The 18,900-nt window shown below is 43.6% G+C and carries 17 protein-coding genes and 2 pseudogenes; 9 read left to right on the top strand and 10 right to left on the bottom strand.

Annotated elements, in window-relative coordinates; translation table 11 throughout:
* The first annotated feature begins 2 nt into the window (after nucleotides 1-2).
* Nucleotides 3-1,718, top strand: coding sequence for a proline--tRNA ligase (locus L5L77_RS05430; RefSeq protein WP_263176958.1), 1,716 nt, complete (start codon nucleotides 3-5; stop codon nucleotides 1,716-1,718).
* Between the two features lie 140 nt (nucleotides 1,719-1,858).
* On the opposite strand, the gene L5L77_RS05425 is transcribed toward L5L77_RS05430, so the two are convergent.
* Entirely contained in the window at nucleotides 1,859-2,029 is a 171-nt protein-coding gene (locus L5L77_RS05425; RefSeq protein ID WP_317629704.1) for a helix-turn-helix domain-containing protein, read from the bottom strand.
* A 9-nt stretch (nucleotides 2,030-2,038) separates the two neighbouring features.
* Nucleotides 2,039-2,725, bottom strand: a complete 687-nt coding sequence (locus L5L77_RS05420; protein ID WP_263184976.1) for an AraC family ligand binding domain-containing protein — start codon at nucleotides 2,723-2,725, stop codon at nucleotides 2,039-2,041.
* A 201-nt stretch (nucleotides 2,726-2,926) separates the two neighbouring features.
* Between L5L77_RS05420 and panB the strand changes: the two genes are divergently transcribed.
* From panB to L5L77_RS05390, 6 genes are all read left to right on the top strand, one after another.
* Entirely contained in the window at nucleotides 2,927-3,769 is an 843-nt protein-coding gene (gene panB, locus L5L77_RS05415) for a 3-methyl-2-oxobutanoate hydroxymethyltransferase (RefSeq protein WP_263184975.1), read from the top strand.
* Nucleotides 3,770-3,905: 136 nt separating this feature from the next.
* Nucleotides 3,906-5,030 carry a patatin-like phospholipase family protein gene (locus L5L77_RS05410; protein ID WP_028761134.1) on the top strand — a complete coding sequence of 375 codons (1,125 nt, stop codon included), beginning with the start codon at nucleotides 3,906-3,908 and terminating at the stop codon, nucleotides 5,028-5,030.
* 194 nt (nucleotides 5,031-5,224) lie between these two features.
* Nucleotides 5,225-5,464, top strand: coding sequence for a hypothetical protein (locus tag L5L77_RS05405; protein ID WP_105252028.1), 240 nt, complete (start codon nucleotides 5,225-5,227; stop codon nucleotides 5,462-5,464).
* Nucleotides 5,465-5,612: 148 nt separating this feature from the next.
* Nucleotides 5,613-6,323: a YjbF family lipoprotein gene (locus L5L77_RS05400; protein ID WP_263184974.1), complete on the top strand. Its 711-nt coding sequence runs from the start codon at nucleotides 5,613-5,615 to the stop codon at nucleotides 6,321-6,323.
* Nucleotides 6,324-6,333: 10 nt separating this feature from the next.
* Nucleotides 6,334-7,119: a capsule biosynthesis GfcC family protein gene (locus tag L5L77_RS05395; RefSeq protein WP_263166600.1), complete on the top strand. Its 786-nt coding sequence runs from the start codon at nucleotides 6,334-6,336 to the stop codon at nucleotides 7,117-7,119.
* Nucleotides 7,119-9,464 (top strand): YjbH domain-containing protein, encoded by a 2,346-nt coding sequence (locus L5L77_RS05390; protein ID WP_263222250.1) that lies wholly within the window; start codon nucleotides 7,119-7,121, stop codon nucleotides 9,462-9,464. The genes L5L77_RS05395 and L5L77_RS05390 overlap by 1 nt, the downstream gene beginning before the upstream one ends.
* Nucleotides 9,465-9,572: 108 nt before the next feature.
* Here L5L77_RS05390 and L5L77_RS05385 read toward each other — a convergent pair whose 3' ends face one another.
* The 5 genes and pseudogenes from L5L77_RS05385 to L5L77_RS05365 form a co-directional block, all read right to left on the bottom strand.
* A complete protein-coding gene (locus tag L5L77_RS05385) occupies nucleotides 9,573-10,667 on the bottom strand; it encodes an NADH:flavin oxidoreductase/NADH oxidase (RefSeq protein ID WP_105252024.1) in 1,095 nt (364 codons plus the stop codon).
* Between the two features lie 33 nt (nucleotides 10,668-10,700).
* Entirely contained in the window at nucleotides 10,701-11,240 is a 540-nt protein-coding gene (gene rfbC, locus L5L77_RS05380) for a dTDP-4-dehydrorhamnose 3,5-epimerase (RefSeq protein ID WP_263222247.1), read from the bottom strand.
* Between the two features lie 44 nt (nucleotides 11,241-11,284).
* Nucleotides 11,285-11,452 (bottom strand): annotated as a pseudogene (locus L5L77_RS05375) (sugar phosphate nucleotidyltransferase); the annotation flags it as partial.
* 216 nt (nucleotides 11,453-11,668) lie between these two features.
* Entirely contained in the window at nucleotides 11,669-13,039 is a 1,371-nt protein-coding gene (locus tag L5L77_RS05370) for a GAF domain-containing sensor histidine kinase (protein WP_263222245.1), read from the bottom strand.
* Nucleotides 13,036-14,577 (bottom strand): DUF3369 domain-containing protein, encoded by a 1,542-nt coding sequence (locus L5L77_RS05365; protein WP_105251973.1) that lies wholly within the window; start codon nucleotides 14,575-14,577, stop codon nucleotides 13,036-13,038. The genes L5L77_RS05370 and L5L77_RS05365 overlap by 4 nt, the downstream gene beginning before the upstream one ends.
* A 259-nt stretch (nucleotides 14,578-14,836) precedes the next feature.
* On the opposite strand from L5L77_RS05365, the gene L5L77_RS05360 reads away from it, so the two are divergent.
* Together L5L77_RS05360 and L5L77_RS05355 are read left to right on the top strand one after the other, a co-directional pair.
* The gene (locus L5L77_RS05360) at nucleotides 14,837-15,289 is read left to right on the top strand and encodes a copper resistance protein NlpE (RefSeq protein WP_263222244.1); all 453 of its coding nucleotides are present in this window, start codon (nucleotides 14,837-14,839) and stop codon (nucleotides 15,287-15,289) included.
* A 197-nt stretch (nucleotides 15,290-15,486) separates the two neighbouring features.
* A complete protein-coding gene (locus L5L77_RS05355; protein WP_263222241.1) occupies nucleotides 15,487-16,200 on the top strand; it encodes a HutD family protein in 714 nt (237 codons plus the stop codon).
* A 26-nt stretch (nucleotides 16,201-16,226) separates the two neighbouring features.
* On the opposite strand, the pseudogene L5L77_RS05350 reads toward L5L77_RS05355, so the two are convergent.
* The 3 genes and pseudogenes from L5L77_RS05350 to L5L77_RS05340 form a co-directional block, all read right to left on the bottom strand.
* Nucleotides 16,227-16,382 (bottom strand): annotated as a pseudogene (locus L5L77_RS05350) (GDP-mannose 4,6-dehydratase); the annotation flags it as partial.
* Between the two features lie 174 nt (nucleotides 16,383-16,556).
* Nucleotides 16,557-17,567, bottom strand: coding sequence for an NAD-dependent epimerase (locus tag L5L77_RS05345; RefSeq protein ID WP_263222239.1), 1,011 nt, complete (start codon nucleotides 17,565-17,567; stop codon nucleotides 16,557-16,559).
* A 36-nt stretch (nucleotides 17,568-17,603) separates the two neighbouring features.
* Complete coding sequence (locus tag L5L77_RS05340; RefSeq protein WP_263222237.1) at nucleotides 17,604-18,770, bottom strand: nucleotide sugar dehydrogenase; 1,167 nt, start codon at nucleotides 18,768-18,770, stop codon at nucleotides 17,604-17,606.
* Nucleotides 18,771-18,900 lie beyond the last annotated feature (130 nt).

Raw genomic sequence — 18,900 nt, 5'->3', positions numbered from 1 at the left:
TAATGCGCGTCAGCAAGTACCTGCTATCAACACAGAAAGAAACTCCTGCCAACGCAGAAGTCATTAGTCATCAATTAATGTTACGTGCGGGCATGATCCGTCGTAATGCGTCGGGCCTTTACAGCTACCTCCCCACGGGCTTACGCGTATTGCGTAAAGTCGAAGCCATTGTTCGTGAAGAAATGAACAAAGCCGGTGCAATTGAAATTCTAATGCCTATGGTGCAACCGGCAGACTTGTGGGTAGAAACAGGTCGTTGGGAAAAGTTTGGTCCCGAGCTGTTACGCTTTAAAGATCGTCACAATCGCGACTTCGTATTGGGGCCAACCCACGAAGAAGTGATCACAGATCTCATTCGTAAAGAAGTCAGCTCATACAAGCAATTACCGCTGAACCTTTACCAAATTCAAACCAAATTCCGTGACGAAGTTCGTCCACGTTTTGGCATGATGCGCTCACGCGAATTCTTGATGAAAGACGCCTACTCTTTCCACCTTGACGTCGATACCATGAATGAAACCTATGAGGCTATGTACACAGCCTATAGCAACATTCTATCGCGCATGGGCTTAGCTTTCCGCCCAGTTTTAGCTGATACGGGTTCAATCGGTGGCAGCATGTCACACGAGTTCCATGTTCTAGCACAAAGCGGTGAAGATTTAATTGCTTACTCAACGGGCAGCGATTATGCCGCTAACATTGAGAAAGCCGAATCACCTATGCCAACTGAACCACGCGGCGCAGCCACTGAAGCATTGCGTTTAGTCGATACCCCAAATGCGAAGACCATTGCGGAATTAGTTGAGCAGTTTGGTTTGGATATCACTAAAACGGTCAAAACCTTGATCGTAGTCGGTGCAACCGAAGCCGCTCCGCTAGTGGCGTTAATCGTTCGTGGCGACCATGAACTCAACGAAGTCAAAGCCGACAAGTTAGACTTAGTCGCATCACCATTGGAAATGGCGCCAGAAGCCCTAATCCGTGACGCCATTGGCGCAGGTCCAGGTTCACTTGGTCCTATCGGTCTTAAAATCCCTATCGTTATCGATCACAGCGTTAGCGTAATGAGCGATTTTGCCGCCGGTGCTAACGTTGATGACCAACACTATTTTGGTATCAACTGGGAACGCGATCTGCCGACAGCGCAAGTTGCCGACATCCGTAACGTAGTCGAAGGCGAGCCAACACCTGATGGTTCAGGCACTTATGCTATGGCACGCGGTATCGAAGTGGGCCATATTTTCCAACTGGGCACTAACTACTCTAAATCGATGAACGCGACTGTACTTGACGAAAATGGCAAGTCACAGGTGCTACTGATGGGTTGTTACGGTGTCGGCGTGAGCCGTATTGTGGCAGCAGCCATCGAACAAAACTTCGATGACCGTGGCATCATTTGGCCAGAAGCGATTGCGCCATTTAGCGTGGGTATTCTGCCAATGAACATGCACAAGTCGCACCGCGTAACCGATATCGCCGAGCAGTTATACAAAGACTTAAATGAAGCGGGTATCGAAGTGTTATTGGATGATCGTAAAGAGCGTCCAGGTGTGATGTTCGCCGATATGGAACTGATTGGTATCCCACATACAGTGGTGATTGGCGATCGCAATATCGATGCTGGCGTATTTGAATACAAAAACCGCCGCACAGGTGAAAAACAAGATATTCCATTCGATCAACTGCTCGACTTCCTGAAAAACGCAGTTAAAGGCTAAGCCTCAACGCAAAATGTAGACAAGCTGAAGATCAAAAACGAAACGCACTTGAGCCCAGCTTAAGTGCGTTTTTTATTGGACTTTTTATTGACCTTCATCGTTCACATTGGCTCGCAACATGACTTTTTATATGCGGCTGTTTACCGCTGTATTTTGGGCAAGGTATTTTGCGCTAACAGGTACTGACTCGGAGCGACGCCCATCAACTGCCTAAACATATAACCAAAGGCTGAACCCGAGGCATAACCTAAGGATAACGCTGTAGTGAGCACAGATTCACCTCGGCTGAGCATTTGAATCGCCACCTGCAATCTAAGCCTTTACAACCATTGGCTATAACTCAGCCCTGTTTGCTGTTTAAATAATCTCGCTAACGTGCGGGCCGAGGCACCGACCTCCCGCTGCCAATCCACCAAAGTACGTTGCTCACTTGGATTGGCAAGCAAAGCCTCGGTAATGCGCAGTAATTTTTTATCCCTAGGATAAGGCAAATCCAAGGCGACCTTAGAGGCGAGTACCATAAAGTCACGGATCACCAGCAAGAGCCGCATGACGCTATCCTTAAAATCGGGATCAATTAGCCCAGCCTCACTCTTCACTAAGGCATTAGCCTCTTGCAGTAATAACTGCAAAACAGGCTTCACACTCAAACAAGTACAGTCGGGTGGAAACCCGCCTATCCTGGTTTTATCCAAATACAGACTACTCAATTGCACCTGACCTAGTGCGATAACCTCATGATCGACAAAGGGAGGCACCCACACCGCTTGCTCAGGCGGCACAATGTAACGCCCCGCAGGCGTGATCACACTCAACACGCCTTGACTGGCATAAATGACCTGTCCCCAGGAATGACTATGGCGCTGCACATGTTCAAACGGCTTGAGTGTTCGCTTAAGCAACATGATTGAGGCACTTAGCCCTACGGCGGCTAAACGTGAAGGTGCGACCTGCGTGTGCTGAGTAATATGCTGCTGGGATAAATGCGTGTCAGTGACTTGATTCAAAGTGTTATCGCCCAAGGTGATTTTTATATCGAAGCTTCTTTTCGTATTATCGAGCCTCTTCCGTATAGAAGCGCCTCTTTATTTAGAAGCACCTTTTGTAAATAAGTGTCTTTTTATCTAGACATTAAGTCAATCTATCGAGCTAAAGCCAAAGCTGCAAACGCTAACATGTCATATCAGACTGAATAAATTGGAGATGACATGAGTATCCACATGGATAAAAACCGCGTAACGCCCGTTACATTACAAAAAATGAAAGATAAAACCCCCATAGTTGCTCTCACCGCCTATGAAAAGCCGATGGCAGAAATTATCGATCCCCATGTGGATATGATTATCGTCGGCGACTCCGTCGGCATGGTGGTTTATGGGCAAGACTCTACACTCGGGGTTACCTTAGAAATGATGATTAATCATGGTCTTGCTGTCACTCGCGGCGCAGCACATGCCTGCGTTATTATCGATATGCCCTTTGGGAGTTATCAAGTATCGCCTCAGCAAGCCTTCAGACATGCCAGCCAAGTATTAATACGCACAGGCGCGCAGGCGGTAAAACTCGAGGGTGGCGCAGAGATGCTCGACACCACTCGTTTTTTAACCCAGCGAGGGATCCCTGTGATGCCACACATAGGATTAATGCCGCAACACGTGAATCAATTGGGTGGATTTAAAACCCAAGCAAGGGATGCCGCCGCCATCGAAGCCCTCGTTAGTTTAGCGAAAGACTTTGAGCAAGCAGGCGCTTTTAGCATACTGATTGAAGGCACATCCGAGCTCGCGGCGCGCACAGTGACGGCAGGAGTCTCAATCCCAGTCATAGGCATTGGCGCCTCACCCGCCTGCGATGGTCAAGTGCTCGTGACTGAGGATATCTTAGGCTTATTTTCTGACTACACGCCTAAATTTGCTAAACGCTATATCGACTTAGGACCATTGATCACTAAGGCCTGCGCCCAATATGCCCAAGAAGTGAGAACGGGTGAGTTTCCAACATCGGAGCATTGCTTTGGCCTCAGTAAAACGACTAAGGTTACTGCGGATTAATTGTCTAAAGCGAAATGTTCCAGTAATCGAATAAACGATAAATCGAAATTTACAACTAATTGAGTCTACCGACTTGCTTTTTATAGGGGGGCGTTGCTTTAATAAAACTATTAAAACAATAAATTGAGTCTGAAGATTGCCTACATCAACTGCATTAGTCTTAGGCGGTGGCGGCGCTAGGGCCGCCTACCAAGTCGGCGTGCTAAAAGCACTGGTCCAGCTTTATCCACGCAATCATGGTATTCCCTTTAAAATTATTTGCGGAACCTCTGCGGGTGCCATCAATGGCACCGCTATCGCGACCCATGCCTCTTGCTTTCACCTTGGTGTCAGAAAACTCGAATGGGTTTGGCGTCATTTTGAAACCCGAAAAGTCTACCGAGCTTCGATCACCGGTGTTCTCAGCCATCTAACGAAAATGGCCCTCAAAGGCATGCAAGATGATAAGGTCAATACCGATGCAGGCAGTCTGCTCGATAATGATCCGCTAAGAGGCTTACTCAATGAGCTCATCGACTTTAAACGTATCGACCGTAATATCCGTAATGGCTCACTGACGGCACTGAGTGTGGATGCCTCTTGTTATAATAACTCTCGCTCAGTGACCTTTTTCCAAGCCGCGAAAGAAATCGAAAACTGGACCCGTGCCCGTCGCAGTGGCGAACGTATCATGCTCAATACCGAGCACCTACTCGCTAGTTCTGCAATCCCTATGGTATTTCCATCCATTAAACTCAACCAAGCCTATTATGGTGATGGTTCAGTCCATCAGCTAGCACCGCTCTCAAGCCCTATTCATTTAGGCGCAGAAAAACTCTTAGTCATTAACTTAGAGAGCCCACACAAGCACTTTCCGATGGAACTCGAATATCACCCAAAAACAGCGACAATAGCGGGTCATCTGCTCGATACCATCTTTTCAGATACCTTAAATAGCGACCTTGAGAGACTAGAAAGGATCAATAACACTTTAAGCCTGATTCCTGAGTCAAGTCGTAACAAACTCGCCTTGCATCCGATTAAAGCCCTAGTCATCAAACCTAGCGAAGATCTCAGCAAAATTGCTGCCCGCTTCTATGATGACATGCCATGGGCCGTCAAAACCTTACTCGGCTTCATCGGCATAGACAGGCAATCAGACTCAAGTATTGTGTCCTACCTACTCTTCGAAAAAACGTATACCAGCGCTTTAATCGACTTAGGCTATAAAGATGCCATGGAAAAAATCGATGAACTTAAAGATTTCTTTTGTTTAAAATAAGCTAACGACTTAATCAGTTTCTTCACTAAAAATAATGCCAAATGGATAGATATAGCTTGAATATTAGTGCCGAAATTCAAACTTTCGCATGAGCAAGAAGATGGATTTAACATTGATAATTTTGTTTGCATCGCTTACTATGCTGTACTAGATTATCAAAAAATCATGCACATTTTTTCAAAAAGGGAATCACGATGAAAAAAACTTCACTAGCACTTATCGTTGCAATGACAGCATTCAGCTCTATGGCTGCAAATGCAGTTGAAGGCAAAGCAGCAGGCGCTAACGCTGCAGCTAACAGCACTGGTTTAATCGTTGCTGGTTCTGTTGCTGCTGGTGCTGCAATTGCCGGTGCTGTTGCAATCTCTAACAGCTCTGATGGCAACCCAATCACGAGTACAGGTACTAACACTACCACTGGTACTGGCAACTAATCAGTCTGATATAGCTATCAAACAACCGCCTACTGGCGGTTGTTTTTTTTGTTTCTCTAGAGAAACGTGAGAATTACTCCATTTCTTGAAATAAATCTCACCTCTCTCTACATTTGATATTTATGACTATTGAGAATAAGCAACTCGGATGCGTATAAATAAAAAACTACTATCACTACTCACAGCCTCCATTGCATTAATGGGAATTTCTGGCTGTAGTCAACGAATTAGCGCCCTCAACGATACGATGAAATTGGCTTTCGTTGGAGATAGCGATGTTAAGCTCACAACCGAGCAAGTGAAAGCTAATCCCTATGCCAGCATTTATGTCAAGATTGATGACACCCCCCAAGCATTTGTTGTTTTAGCCTTTGCGGAACCGAAACAAACTCTCACCCCAGTCAGACCCGTACCGGAAGTAATTGAGCTAAAATGGCTCTCCGCGGATAACGCTATGTTAGTGACGGTGAACGGACGTTTAGTAAAAACTCAAAGTCTACTTACTGGCAATTTAGCCGCAATAGAAAGCTCTAAACCCGATCCTATTCTCTTGGGCTTGCATTTAAGCAGTACTCCTAAAACTTGGACTCGAACTATTGATTGGCAGCCAGGATACCACTATGGATATAAGATTAAGTCGCAGTTTGCTTTTATTGCCGAGGAAGAGATACTCATCAACGATACGCCAACTCAAGCACTGCATTACAGTGAGCTAGTATCAGTGGAAGGCCTGAATATCCAGTATCAAAATGAATTTTGGTTAAAGCCAGATAATGGACACGTCATTAAAAGTCGCCAGAAGATAGCACCAAATCTACCTTTTATTGATATCACTTTACTTAAGCCATTTGCATCCTAGTGGAACCATTATGAGATATTACATAGCGCCATTGGCACTTGTACTTAGTTCGGTATTAACGACAACTGTTCAGGCTGAAACTCAGCTATTCATCAGCACATCAATAAATCAAGATGCTCAGGTTCAACTGAACTATCCTGCAGCAGTGCGTATTGAGCAAATAGTGCAAGATGGATTAGTCCAACTTCCAAAATATAATAAGACCAATCAAAATGAAGTCGTGCCTATTTATTGGTTAGGTGCAGCATTACTCGATATTGAGAATACCGCCGTATTAGAGACTAAACGCCAGCAAGTCTTAACCCTGCTATCCAAAATGGGCGAAGCTAAAGACGACAGTGCTTACATCGCCAAGCTAGCTAAACTTGCACAATTCATTCGCAACTTAAAACTTGGACAACGTGTAATACAACCACTGGATGTTGATGTTATTCGAATTAATGATTCGTATAATGCGCTGATTAATGGTCGTTTTCTATTAGTTTTACCGCCTCGTCCAACAACCGTCACTGTACTTGGTGCAGTGGCTCAAACGGGGAGTTTTACATGGCAGAATCAACTAAGTAGCAAAGATTACCTCAAGCAAGCAGGCATACTCGATAATGCTGAAACTAGTTTTATATGGATAATTCAACCCGATGGACAGGCAATAAAACAACCTATCGCCTATTGGAACCATCAGACTCAGGATATTGCACCTGGGGCAACACTTTACGTTGAGTTTTCAAGCGGCTTTGGTGACGACACGAGTTTGAATGAAAACATGATTGAATTACTCAGGAATCGGGCTCTGTAATGAAAAACTCTCTCCATTCTTTAGGTCGTCTATCCGCACTATCTTTGGCACTTTTGCCACTATTACATGCGACTGCCGATGAATTTAGCTATCCCACACTCTTAGCCTCGCAATCAGATTTTGGCGGTGTTGGTTTAATGCAGATGCCAACGGGGCGTATGGCACCTGAAGGCGAGTTTAATTTTGCCACTAGCTATAACGACGAATACCAACACTTTACGGCCTCTGTACAACTTTTCCCTTGGTTTGAAACCACAGTTCGTTACACCCAAGTACAAGACTTACTCTATAGTAGTGACCCCAATTTTAGTGGAAATACAAAATACACGGATAAGGGCATAGACTTTAAAGTCCGTCTACTTGAAGAAAGCAACTGGCTACCAGAAACCTCGATTGGTGTCCGCGACTTTGGTGGCACCGGATTATTCGATGGTGAGTTTATTGCAGCCACTAAACGAGTTGGGCCGCTGGATTTCACCTTAGGTATTGGCTGGGGATATATCGGTAATAGCGGCAACCTGACATCGGATAAAAAAGATCTCAACTATAACTGCGATCGAGATACGTCCTATGGTGGTAAAGGTGGCACAGTTGATTATCAACGTTGGTTTAAAGGTTGTGCGGCCCTCTTCGGCGGTGTCGAATATCAAACGCCTTGGGACCCACTACGCGTCAAAGTCGAATACGATGGTAACGACTACCAATCTGATTTTCCAGTTGTTCGCGGCGGTATTGCTATGCCACAGGACAGCAAATTTAACTATGGCCTATTATATCGGTTCGGAGACTGGGGAGATCTGCACTTAAGCTATGAGCGCGGAAACACTTGGACGCTTGGTTTTAGCCTACAAACGAATTTTAATGAGTTAACACAGATTAAACGCGATCCTGCTGCAGCGAAATATAAGCCAATTCCTGCGGCACCGTTAACACATGTGCAAACAACCAATACGCCATTAGATAGTGTTAATTCTTCAGAACAAACGCCTGCAATAGCCAGCGCCACCTTAGATAACACAACAGAAATCGCTGACGTTCATTTAATACAGCCACAAGAGGGCATGTTAGAAACAGCAATTAACTGGTCGAAAGTAGCACAGGATCTACAATCCATTGCGGGCTATAACAATCCTAAAATTTACCTTGACTCTGACAGCATCACTGTCGTTGGTGAGCAAACTAAGTTTCGAGATAGAAATGAAGCCCATCAAAGGGCGGCAACCATACTCGCCAACAATAGCGATCTAACTCGAATCAAAGAGTATCGCTTGATTGAAACTCACTATAGCCAGCCAATTACCGAAACTCGTATTAATGCGGAAAAATTTGCGCAAGTAGCAAGTTTTGGCTATCTGAATGCGAAGATTACAGACGCAAGTCAAGTCAGTGTCCCTTCATTACCTCAAGGCCAACTAGTCACACACTCAGACAAAAATTGGTTAGACAAGCTTGGCTTTGATATTTCACCAACTATGGTGCAATCCTTCGGTGGTTCGGAAGGCTTCTACATGTTTAATATCGGCGTTACAGGTAGTGCCAACTATCGATTTACCGATAACTTCGAATTTGGCGGTTCTCTCTACCTTAATTTATACGATAACTACGATAAATTTTTATATGACGTGCCACCAGACGGCACCGACTTAAAACGCGTAAGAACCTTAATCCGCCAATATGTTCACGATAACCCAGTGAGAGTTAATAACCTGCAACTCACTTGGATGGACAATCTTAGCGATAATATTTCCTATCAAGCCTATGGTGGCTATTTAGAGATGATGTATGGCGGTGTTGGTACTGAGTTCCTATATCGCCCACTTAATAGTCAATGGGCCTTTGGGTTCGATGTTAACTATGCTAAGCAGCGAGATCCCGATAGCATGTTTGGGTTCTTTAAGGATGAAAATCAATTTGACCCTCTCACCAATCGTGCTTATCGAGTTCAGACTGGCGTAGTGACTGGACATGCAACGGCTTATTATCAACCTGAGTGGTTTCCTAATACCTTACTCAGAGTCAGTGCAGGACAATATCTCACCGAAGATAAAGGCGTGACTGTTGATTTCTCTAAACAGTTTGATAGTGGTGTTATCGTCGGCGCATTTGCGACTAAAACTAATCTATCGGCAGATGAATACGGTGAGGGAAGCTTTACCAAGGGATTCTATATTTCAATCCCATTCGATCTAATGACGGTTAAGTCTACCCATAGTCGTGCTTTCCTATCATGGATGCCGTTGACCCGCGACGGCGGTCAAATGCTTGGCCGTAAGTACAACTTGTTCGATGTAACTGATGCACGTGCGCCTTGGTATACCAGACCCAGTGTTGACCCCATTAAATAATTAGTACGCAGTAAAACCTCAAAACGGGCAAGATAATTCTTGCCCGTTTTGTTTTCTGCCATTAGGACTAACTTACAATAGTAAAATCTGCACTGCCAAATTAGCTCACTACTTTATTGGCGATTTAATCCCATGTGGCGATGAACGTAAGTACTGTGGCGGCGCTTTCACAGTTGCACCTAATATTGCTGCCGCATGCCAAGGCCAATGTGGGTCATAGAGCATAGTGCGAGCAAGTGCAATAGCATCAGCCTGTCCTTGTTCCAGAATCGTTTCCGCTTTATTGGCATCCGTAATTAATCCCACTGCAATCACAGGTGTGTTTACCTCAGCTTTAATGGCTTCGGCAAAAGGCACTTGAAAGTGTTCTGCAACAGGGATTTGTTGTAGCGGACTTAATCCACCTGTACTCACATGGATAAAATCACAGCCTCGGGCCTCTAATGCTTTTGCCAATACTAGGCTTTGGGTTAAATCCCAACCGCCATCAACCCAATCGGTTGCCGAAATCCGCACACCGAGTGCCATCTTAGGCGATATCACTGCTTTAATTGCATCGAACACGGCCAACAATAAACTCAAACGATTTTCTAAACTGCCACCATATTGGTCAATGCGTTGATTCGATAGTGGGGATAAAAATTGATGAAGTAAATAACCGTGAGCAGCATGAAGTTCAATCGCATCAAGCCCTAATCGTTCGGCACGTTGCGCCGAACTGACAAATGCCAATATAAGCTCATCAATTTCATCCAATGTCATCGCACTCGGTAATGCTGTACCTTCGTTAAAAGCCTGCGCGGAAGGCGCTATCGTCTGCCAACCATTATGTTCATCGGGTGCAATAGTGCCGCCACCTTCCCAAGGTTTTCGAGTTGATGCTTTACGCCCCGCATGGGCGAGTTGTATCGCCATTGGCATACTTGAATACTTGCGAATAGATTTGAGGGTTTTATCTAAAGCAGCCTCCGTTTTGTCATCCCATAGGCCTAAATCTGCATAGGAAATTCGGCCATTGGGCAGAACAGCGGTAGCCTCTAAAATGAGCATTCCCGCACCCGATAACGCCATGCTCCCTAAATGAATCGTATGCCAATCGGTTGCTTGGCCGTTTTCTGCCGAATACTGACACATAGGCGCGATGATAATGCGGTTAGCTAACTCGAGTTGACCTAAGGTTAAAGGCGAAAATAATAAACTCATTGTCATTCCTTTTAATACAAGCAGTGATTGGCTTTATGAGGGTGTACTGGCGATGCTATCTCTGGTGGATAAAATCGGTGCGGCAATTAATGGCCAATCAATGGCAAACTCAGCACAGTTCCAAGCTAAAACGCTTTCATCTTCAGGATCATAATATTGGGTACATTGATAAATAACATCAGCATAATCACTAAGAACATAAAAACCGTGCGCAAAGCCCGGTGGGATCCACATTTGCAGATGATTCTCTGCCGATAGCACTCGCCCAACCCATTTTCCATAGGTGGCCGAGTCAGCCCGAATATCGACGGCAACATCAAAAATGCTCCCTGCACAGACCCGCACCAATTTACCCTGCGGTTTTCGCCGTTGAAAATGCAAGCCTCGCAGAACATTGTGTTGCGAACGACTCTGGTTTTCCTGCACAAATACGGGAGGCTCAAGTCCTCTTGCAGTGAAACAAGCATCAAAATAGGATTGCCTGAACGTTTCCTTAAAAAAACCACGCTCATCACCAAATACTTGAGGTTCAAACACCAATACTTCGGCTAATTCTGTTTCGCTATATTTCATCCAATACCTGCTTATAGAGTCATGCACGAAACAGCGAAATAGTAGGGTATAAAAAGGATCAATATATCCCGAATCTCAGCTTGCATCAGAGTGGCCAAAGGGTAATAAATCATTGGTTTATCATAAATGGGCAGTAATTGCTTACAGACAACCTGCGTCATAGGATAAAGACGCGAGCCAGTACCGCCCGCCAGTAAAATGCCTTTTCTCATTGAAATATTTAGGATTGATAAGCCATGTTGAAGTGCCAAGATTGTAGCATACAAAATGTCGCGAGCAGGAAGAACAGATAACAGGACTGTTGGCGGTTAATGCAGGAAAAACAACGCAACAGAATAGTAAACCGCAAAAGCTAAATACCATTTTGGCTCAGTAAGATTTCAATTCGTCTTTTACTTAATAAACATATAAGAAGACGCTAACCCATCTCAACCCTTACTACTTTCAGGGATCAGCATCTCAATACGTAACCCCTGATTAGGCGCTGAGAAGAGTGACACATTACCATTCAGTTTTTGTGTGATCAGATTATAAATAATCGACATCCCCAAACCTGTTCCGCCACTCTGCCTTGCGGTGGTGAAAAAAGGCTCAAATGCTTTGGCTTTCACTTCATCGGACATGCCTACGCCATTATCTTCATAAATCATCTTGATCTGCGAAGCCATTTTTTCAACTACTATCACAATTTGCTTATCACCGACAAAATCATCGGGAAAAGCATGGCGAAAACTGTTCGCGACTAAGTTAGTGAAAATTTGTGCGATCGCACCGGGGTAAGAATCAATAAAAATATTATCGTCAAGTTCGACCTTTAAAGTAATATTTTTCTTACGCATCAAGGGTTTTAATGAACTAAATATTTGAAAAATGTAATTCTTCAGATTAAAGCGCTCGCGTTCCAGTATCGATTGGTCTGCAGCAGTACGCTTGAAGTTATGCACCAGTTCTGCAGCACGGGAAAGATTACGCTCAATTAAGCATAAACCATCCTGCATTGTATTGATAAAGCTGACAAATTTATCCTCATCGAGCTCGTTTTTCTCAAAGAGTCCTTTCAATAGGGATAACTCATCCAAACAATGGGTCACTGATGTGACAGCTATGCCAAGGGGGGTGTTCACTTCATGGGCAACACCGGCGACTAAGCTGCCTAAGGCCGCCATTTTTTCATTTTCAATTAAGTGCTTTTGGGTTGATTTTAAAGTCGATAATGCCGTTTCAAGCTCTGCGGTGCGCAGCTCAACTTGATGCTCAAGATCGGTATTAATGAGCTTGAGCTGTTGTTGATATTCAATGATCTCTTTAGCACTCATGGCTCGACCAAAAAGGTCGGCCAGTGCCGAGGCAAAAGCCTTCTCATCCCGAGTCCATTCCCTCGCCTCGCCCTGATGTTCAGAACAAATAATCCCCACCATTTTTCCGTGGTGACGAATAGGACTATCCAACAAAGAGCTGATCTGATTCGGTTTCAGATAGGTTTCGACAAATTCTTTAGTGGCGGGATCCGTTTGCGCCTTATTGGCGACAATTGTGCGCTCATTGTCGAGCAGGCTAAAGTAATAAGGAAACTGCGCGCGAGTGAGCACTAACGCTTCTTGCGGCTGTTGATTGTAGAGTGAATAATAACAAGTGATACTCTGATTATCCGGACTCAACAACCAAATACCCGCCCGAGAGATCAGTAATCCCTTACAAATTGAGCTCACGATAAGTTGTGATGCTTGAATGAGATCACCCTCATCAATAACCTGAGACTTACTGACATCAAATAAAATTCGATCAAGCATTCGGGTCATAGCGGCTCGTCCGGAATATGAATATGTAGGGAGGCAAACACATCTAACAAATCAAGGCTGGCTTCACATAACATGGGATCAAACTGTTTACCCGATTGCGCTAAGATGTACTCGCGCACCGCCTCAACAGACCAAGCCTCTTTGTAACTTCGCTTGGAAAGCAAAGCATCAATCACATCAACAATCGCCATCAGGCGGCCTTCAATAGGAATGTCTTCCTGCGATAGCCCACGGGGATAACCTTGCCCATCCCAACGTTCATGGTGAGTATAAGCAATTCTAGCGCCCATTTTGGCAATGATACGATTTGAGCCTACCAACAGGTTATAACCCTTCTCCGCGTGGGTTTGCATAATCGCCCATTCCTCGGCGTCGAGTTTACCGGGCTTATGTAAAATACTCTCAGGGATACCAATTTTGCCTACATCATGAAGAGGCGCCGCATAACGAATGGTTTCGATAAAGTCTGCCTTCATACCAATAGCAATCGCGAGCATTTCTGTCATGCGCGCTACTCGGCGCACATGGGCTCCAGTCTCCTTACTGCGCTGCTCAATGGCATCTCCAATGATTAAAATGAGCTCCCTTTGTGTCTGCTGCACATTTTCGCGGCCCGACAAGTTCTCAAAGGTTAAGCTCACATTTGCCGCAAATAGCTCAAGAATGCTGACTTGAAAATCCGTTAACTTAGTGTTGTGTTGTAAATATAAAATACTGGTGACATGTCCACTAAGCTCATAAAATCCAACATAAATATTGTCACGGATCAGCGAGGTTTTTAGCGCTATCGCTTCAATAATATGTTCACGCACATCCCCTGGCAGAGTCTCAACGCTGCCACCTTCAAAGTAACTGATCATATCTCCCGTGGCGGCCAGCAGATTCATTTGAGTATCGAGGTAAAGGTCTTGATGATAACTCGTGAGATAAAGAGCCGAGCTTTCAAGATTGAGCAGCTGCAAGGTCTGTTCGAGCACTGCACTACCAAAGTTATGCAATGTATGGCTCTTAAGTACAGAGGTGGAAGCAGCAATCACTTTCTCCATCCCCTTTTGGCTTTGCTCGATAATTTTTATATCGCGATAGGAGCGCAATGAGGTGTACACACAAGACTTAAGCCGAGCCGCGGTGAGCTCTGTTTTAGCTTTATAATCATTAATGTCAAAATCCCGAATAACTTGCTCTTCAGGTGCTTGCCCTGGCTGACCCGTACGTAAAATGATGCGGGTACTGTGGTTATTTAATTCAGTGCGAATTTTTTGGACTAACTCTAAGCCTGCATGATCGGTTTCCATGACGACATCAATAAAGGCCAAGGCGATATCTGATTCAGTTTGAAATAATGTTAAACCTTCAGCAGCGCTGTAACAGGAGTAGAACTGCAAGACTCGATTATCTAAGGTCAGATTTTTTAGCGCAAATCGAGTTACATCATGGATCCCAGGTTCATCATCAATAATGGCCACCTTCCAAATGCCTTGTTTAGGCTTATGGGATGTATCTTCGATAACATCAGCACTTTTCTTAAATAACGCCACAAAACCACCGTTTACGATGAATAGTTACGTTTTAGTATAGATTCAATCTTGAAAGTGACTAGTTTCAAAGGATAAATTATCGTCCCGTTGATTACCGCTTAGGACTAACAACTAACATACTGGCCACTTAAAACCCACACAAAAACAACTTAAGTTATTGTTATAAAAATAGAAATAGCAAAAGTTAGCCTATCCTAGCCTTGGCGGGTATGATGAGTGCACTTGATGCATAATTCCCAAAATTTCTATTGGAGCTACTATGAAAAAATCACTATGTTACATCGCACTACTGGCTTTATTCACCACGGCTTGCTCAGAAGCACCAAAAGAAGAAACGGCAGTCAATACAGCCCAAGCTCAAACAGAAGCGGCAAAATCCGTTCCAGTAGGTGATACCAGCCAGAACTCGCTCGATTGGGCAGGTAGTTATGAAGGCGTATTGCCTTGCGCCAGTTGTGAAGGAATGCAAACCCTAATCACTTTGCAAGCTGATAATAGCTTTGTTCAAGAAACCGTTTATTTAGGTAAAGATGAAAAGATTTTAAAACTGATGGGTAAAGTGATATGGGACGAACTGGGCCAGAAAATCACCCTAGAAGATGGTACACAATATTTGGTCGGTGAAAATCAGTTGATCATGTTAGACACTGAAGGCAAACGGATCACCGGCGAACTTGCTGCAAATTATGTGCTGAAAAAGAAAGGTCTATAAAAGCAGAGCTGGCAACTAGCACTAAACTGCGGTACTAGATTATAAATAACGGAGGCTTTGCACTTACCGTAAGAGCAAAGCCTCCGTACCGTTATCAATAAGTCACGCAGAAATGTTCTGCAACCGCAAAGCGACGTTCTAGAAGTTGTGAAGCTAAAAAGGCGAAACAAACCTTCTTAACCAGTAAAGAGGTTATTTTGAATAACAGCATACAACTGATCCGCTATCAAGATTGCCCATCAACGCCATGGAAAAATGGTGGTGGAAGCACAAAACAGCTACTCATTTCCCCCATCAATGCCGAACTTACTGAATTTGATTATCGGATCAGCATTGCAAGTATTAGCAGCAACGGACCTTTTTCATCATTTATTGGCATAGACAGGCAACTGGTCATTCTGGAAGGCGATGGTGTTGAACTCAGCATCAATAGTCATGAAGGGACAAAACAGATAAATGGCCTTGGAGCTGGAGAAAAGATATCAGGAAATACAAATACAACTGAATATAAGCGACTCACACCCACAGATAGCCCATTCTGCTTTACTGGTGAAACCTCAATAACAAGTCAATTATTAAGCAGTGATGTTATTGATTTCAATGTCATGACCAAACGCGGCGCATTTAAAGCGCATACGCAAAGGCTTAGCTTTGATGACACATTTATCGAAGAACAGATTACAACCTCAAACTGCCCCCCAAATGAACTGCAAAAAACTGAAGCTTACGTCCCTTTCATCCAAATACTCTGCTGCTTAGATACCGTGACATGGGAGCACAATGGCCAGGTTATCAAGATCATGCCCTATGATATTCTCGTTTTCCAACAAGGGGATGGTATAAGGTTAAAAACAACAAGACCAAGTAGACTACTTAAAGTGTCTATTACTGCTACTGCCAGTCCTCTATAACAGTATTTGCAGGTTAAGCTCCAATATTACTCAATTGGCGCGTTAAAATACCGAGCCACTATCCACTCGACAGTTTTTCTGAGCCCAGAATCGAAGGACTCTAATGGTTGCCAACCAAGTTCTCGCTGGATCTTGCTCGCATCAATGGCATAACGCACATCATGCTCAGGTCTGTCTGTAACGTCGTTTGTTTAAATCAGCATACGGACCAAGGCAGAACCGATAAAGCAGACTCCACCGGTAATGAGTATTCGCTTATCGCTAACCCAAAAGTAGAAGGTTAGAAAAACAAAAAGCCGAATCTAAAAAATTCGGCCATCATAAAAGCGTGTACATCTATATTAGCTCTAGCAAAGTTAACTCACTTTGTAGTAAGTACGATACCAATCTACGACGCTCTGAACGCCTTCTCGAACACTAACTTTAGCCTTATAGCCAGTTGCAGTGAACAGGTCCGCCGTATCGGCATAGGTTTTATAAACATCACCGGCCTGCATTTCCCTAAAATTTTTAATAGCTTCCCTACCTAATGCCCGTTCAATCTCTTGGATAAAATCCATCAAATTAATCGGGCTTCCATGGCCGATATTATACACTTTATAAGGGGCAGAGCTGCCAGCGGGTGTGCCGGTTTCAACCTTCCAAAGTTCATTACGCCTAGGTATCACATCTGCGATACGCACAACCCCTTCAACAATATCGTCAACATGGGTAAAATCACGCCACATATCACCGTTATTATTAATATCAATTGGTTGACCTTCTAGTATTTTCTTAGTGAAAATAAAGGGCGCCATATCAGGTCGCCCCCAAGGGCCATACACAGTAAAAAATCGCAAGCCAGTGGTAGGCATATTGTATAAGTGCGAATAACTATGTGCCATCAGCTCATTAGACTTTTTGGTCGCCGCATATAAGGATACAGGATGATCAACAGAATCAGAGGTTGAAAATGGCGTTTTTTCATTTAGGCCGTAAACAGAGCTGGATGAAGCATAAATCAAATGCTGTACTTTTGTATGCCGGCACCCTTCTAAAATATTAAGATGCCCCACTAAGTTACTATCTGCATAGGCCATTGGATTATCAATTGAATAACGAACACCAGCCTGCGCCGCTAAATGTATAACCCGGTCAAAACGCCCATTAATAAATAAACGCGAAACAAGGTCACGGTCCGCTATATCCAACTTAATGAATGTAAATGAAGTATCACTGACGATAAGTGCTAACCGAGCTAGTTTTAGAGAAACATCATAATAGTCATTTAAGTTATCAACACCAGTAACAGTATGACCACAAGCCAACAACCTTTCACAAACCTTCGCTCCAATAAAACCTGCTGCACCTGTCACTAAATATTTCATTTTTACATCCCAAATTCAGCACTTAACTCAACAAAATTAATCGCTACCGAATAAATCACGGGTGTAAACTTTTCCAACAACATCCGCGAGCTCTTTAGCCATGCGATTCGACACAATAACATCAGCCTTAACTTTAAATTCAGCTAGATCTGTCACCACTCGGGAGTGGTAAAATTCAGCCTCTTTTAATACAGGCTCATAAACAATGACTTCTATGCCCTTAGCCTTTAAGCGCTTCATAATCCCTTGAATACTCGAAGCACGGAAATTATCAGAACCCGACTTCATGATTAGACGATAAATACCCACTACTTTAGGATCGCGACTTAAAATGGACTCAGCGATAAAGTCTTTACGCGTCGTATTAGAATCCACAATCGCACCAATAATGCTGTTAGGTACATCGGCATAATTAGCACGTAATTGTTTTGTATCTTTAGGTAAACAATAGCCACCATAACCAAACGAAGGGTTATTGTAATGGTCGCCGATACGCGGATCCAAACACACTCCCTCAATAATTTGCTTCGAATTTAAGCCATGAGTCTCTGCATAAGTATCAAGTTCATTAAAATAGGCAACTCGCATAGCAAGGTAGGTATTTGAGAATAATTTTACCGCTTCAGCTTCAGTCGAATCGGTAAATAATACCTGAATATCTTTTTTTATCGCTCCTTGCACTAATAAATTTGCAAAGACTTCTGCACGTTCGCTACGCTCCCCCACAATAATCCGTGATGGATGCAAGTTGTCATAGAGTGCCTTGCCTTCGCGCAAAAATTCTGGTGAGAATAAAATATTATCACAATTATATTTTTCTTTAACCTTGGCAGTAAAACCCACCGGCACAGTAGATTTAATAACCATTACCGCATTGGGATTTATCGCCAATACATCTTGAATAACGGCTTCAACAGAAGATGTATTAAAATAATTGGTTTTTGGATCATAATCAGTAGGCGTAGCAATAATGACAAATTCAGCGTTTTGGTAAGCTAAGGTTTTATCCAAAGTAGCAGTAAAATTTAGCGGTTTGTTGGCTAAAAAATTACTTATTTCAGCATCAACAATTGGGGAAATCTTATTGTTAAGTAATAAAATTTTTTCTTGAACAATATCTACAGCAATAACTTCATTGCGTACCGCTAACAACATAGCATTAGATAGGCCAACATATCCTGTACCAGCAATGGCAATAATCATCTCACTTTTCCCATACTTTGTAATAAAAAGCTACACAATGGCAGCAAAGTTCAAATAAATATTGAATTAAAAATAATCCACATCAGTGTTGGAACGAGCTAAAGCCAATCCAAATACTTAACACAATATT

This window comes from Shewanella sp. SM29 (genome assembly GCF_025654245.1).
In the GTDB taxonomy this organism is placed as follows: domain Bacteria; phylum Pseudomonadota; class Gammaproteobacteria; order Enterobacterales; family Shewanellaceae; genus Shewanella; species Shewanella oncorhynchi.
This window is presented reverse-complemented; position numbering and strand designations above follow the sequence as displayed.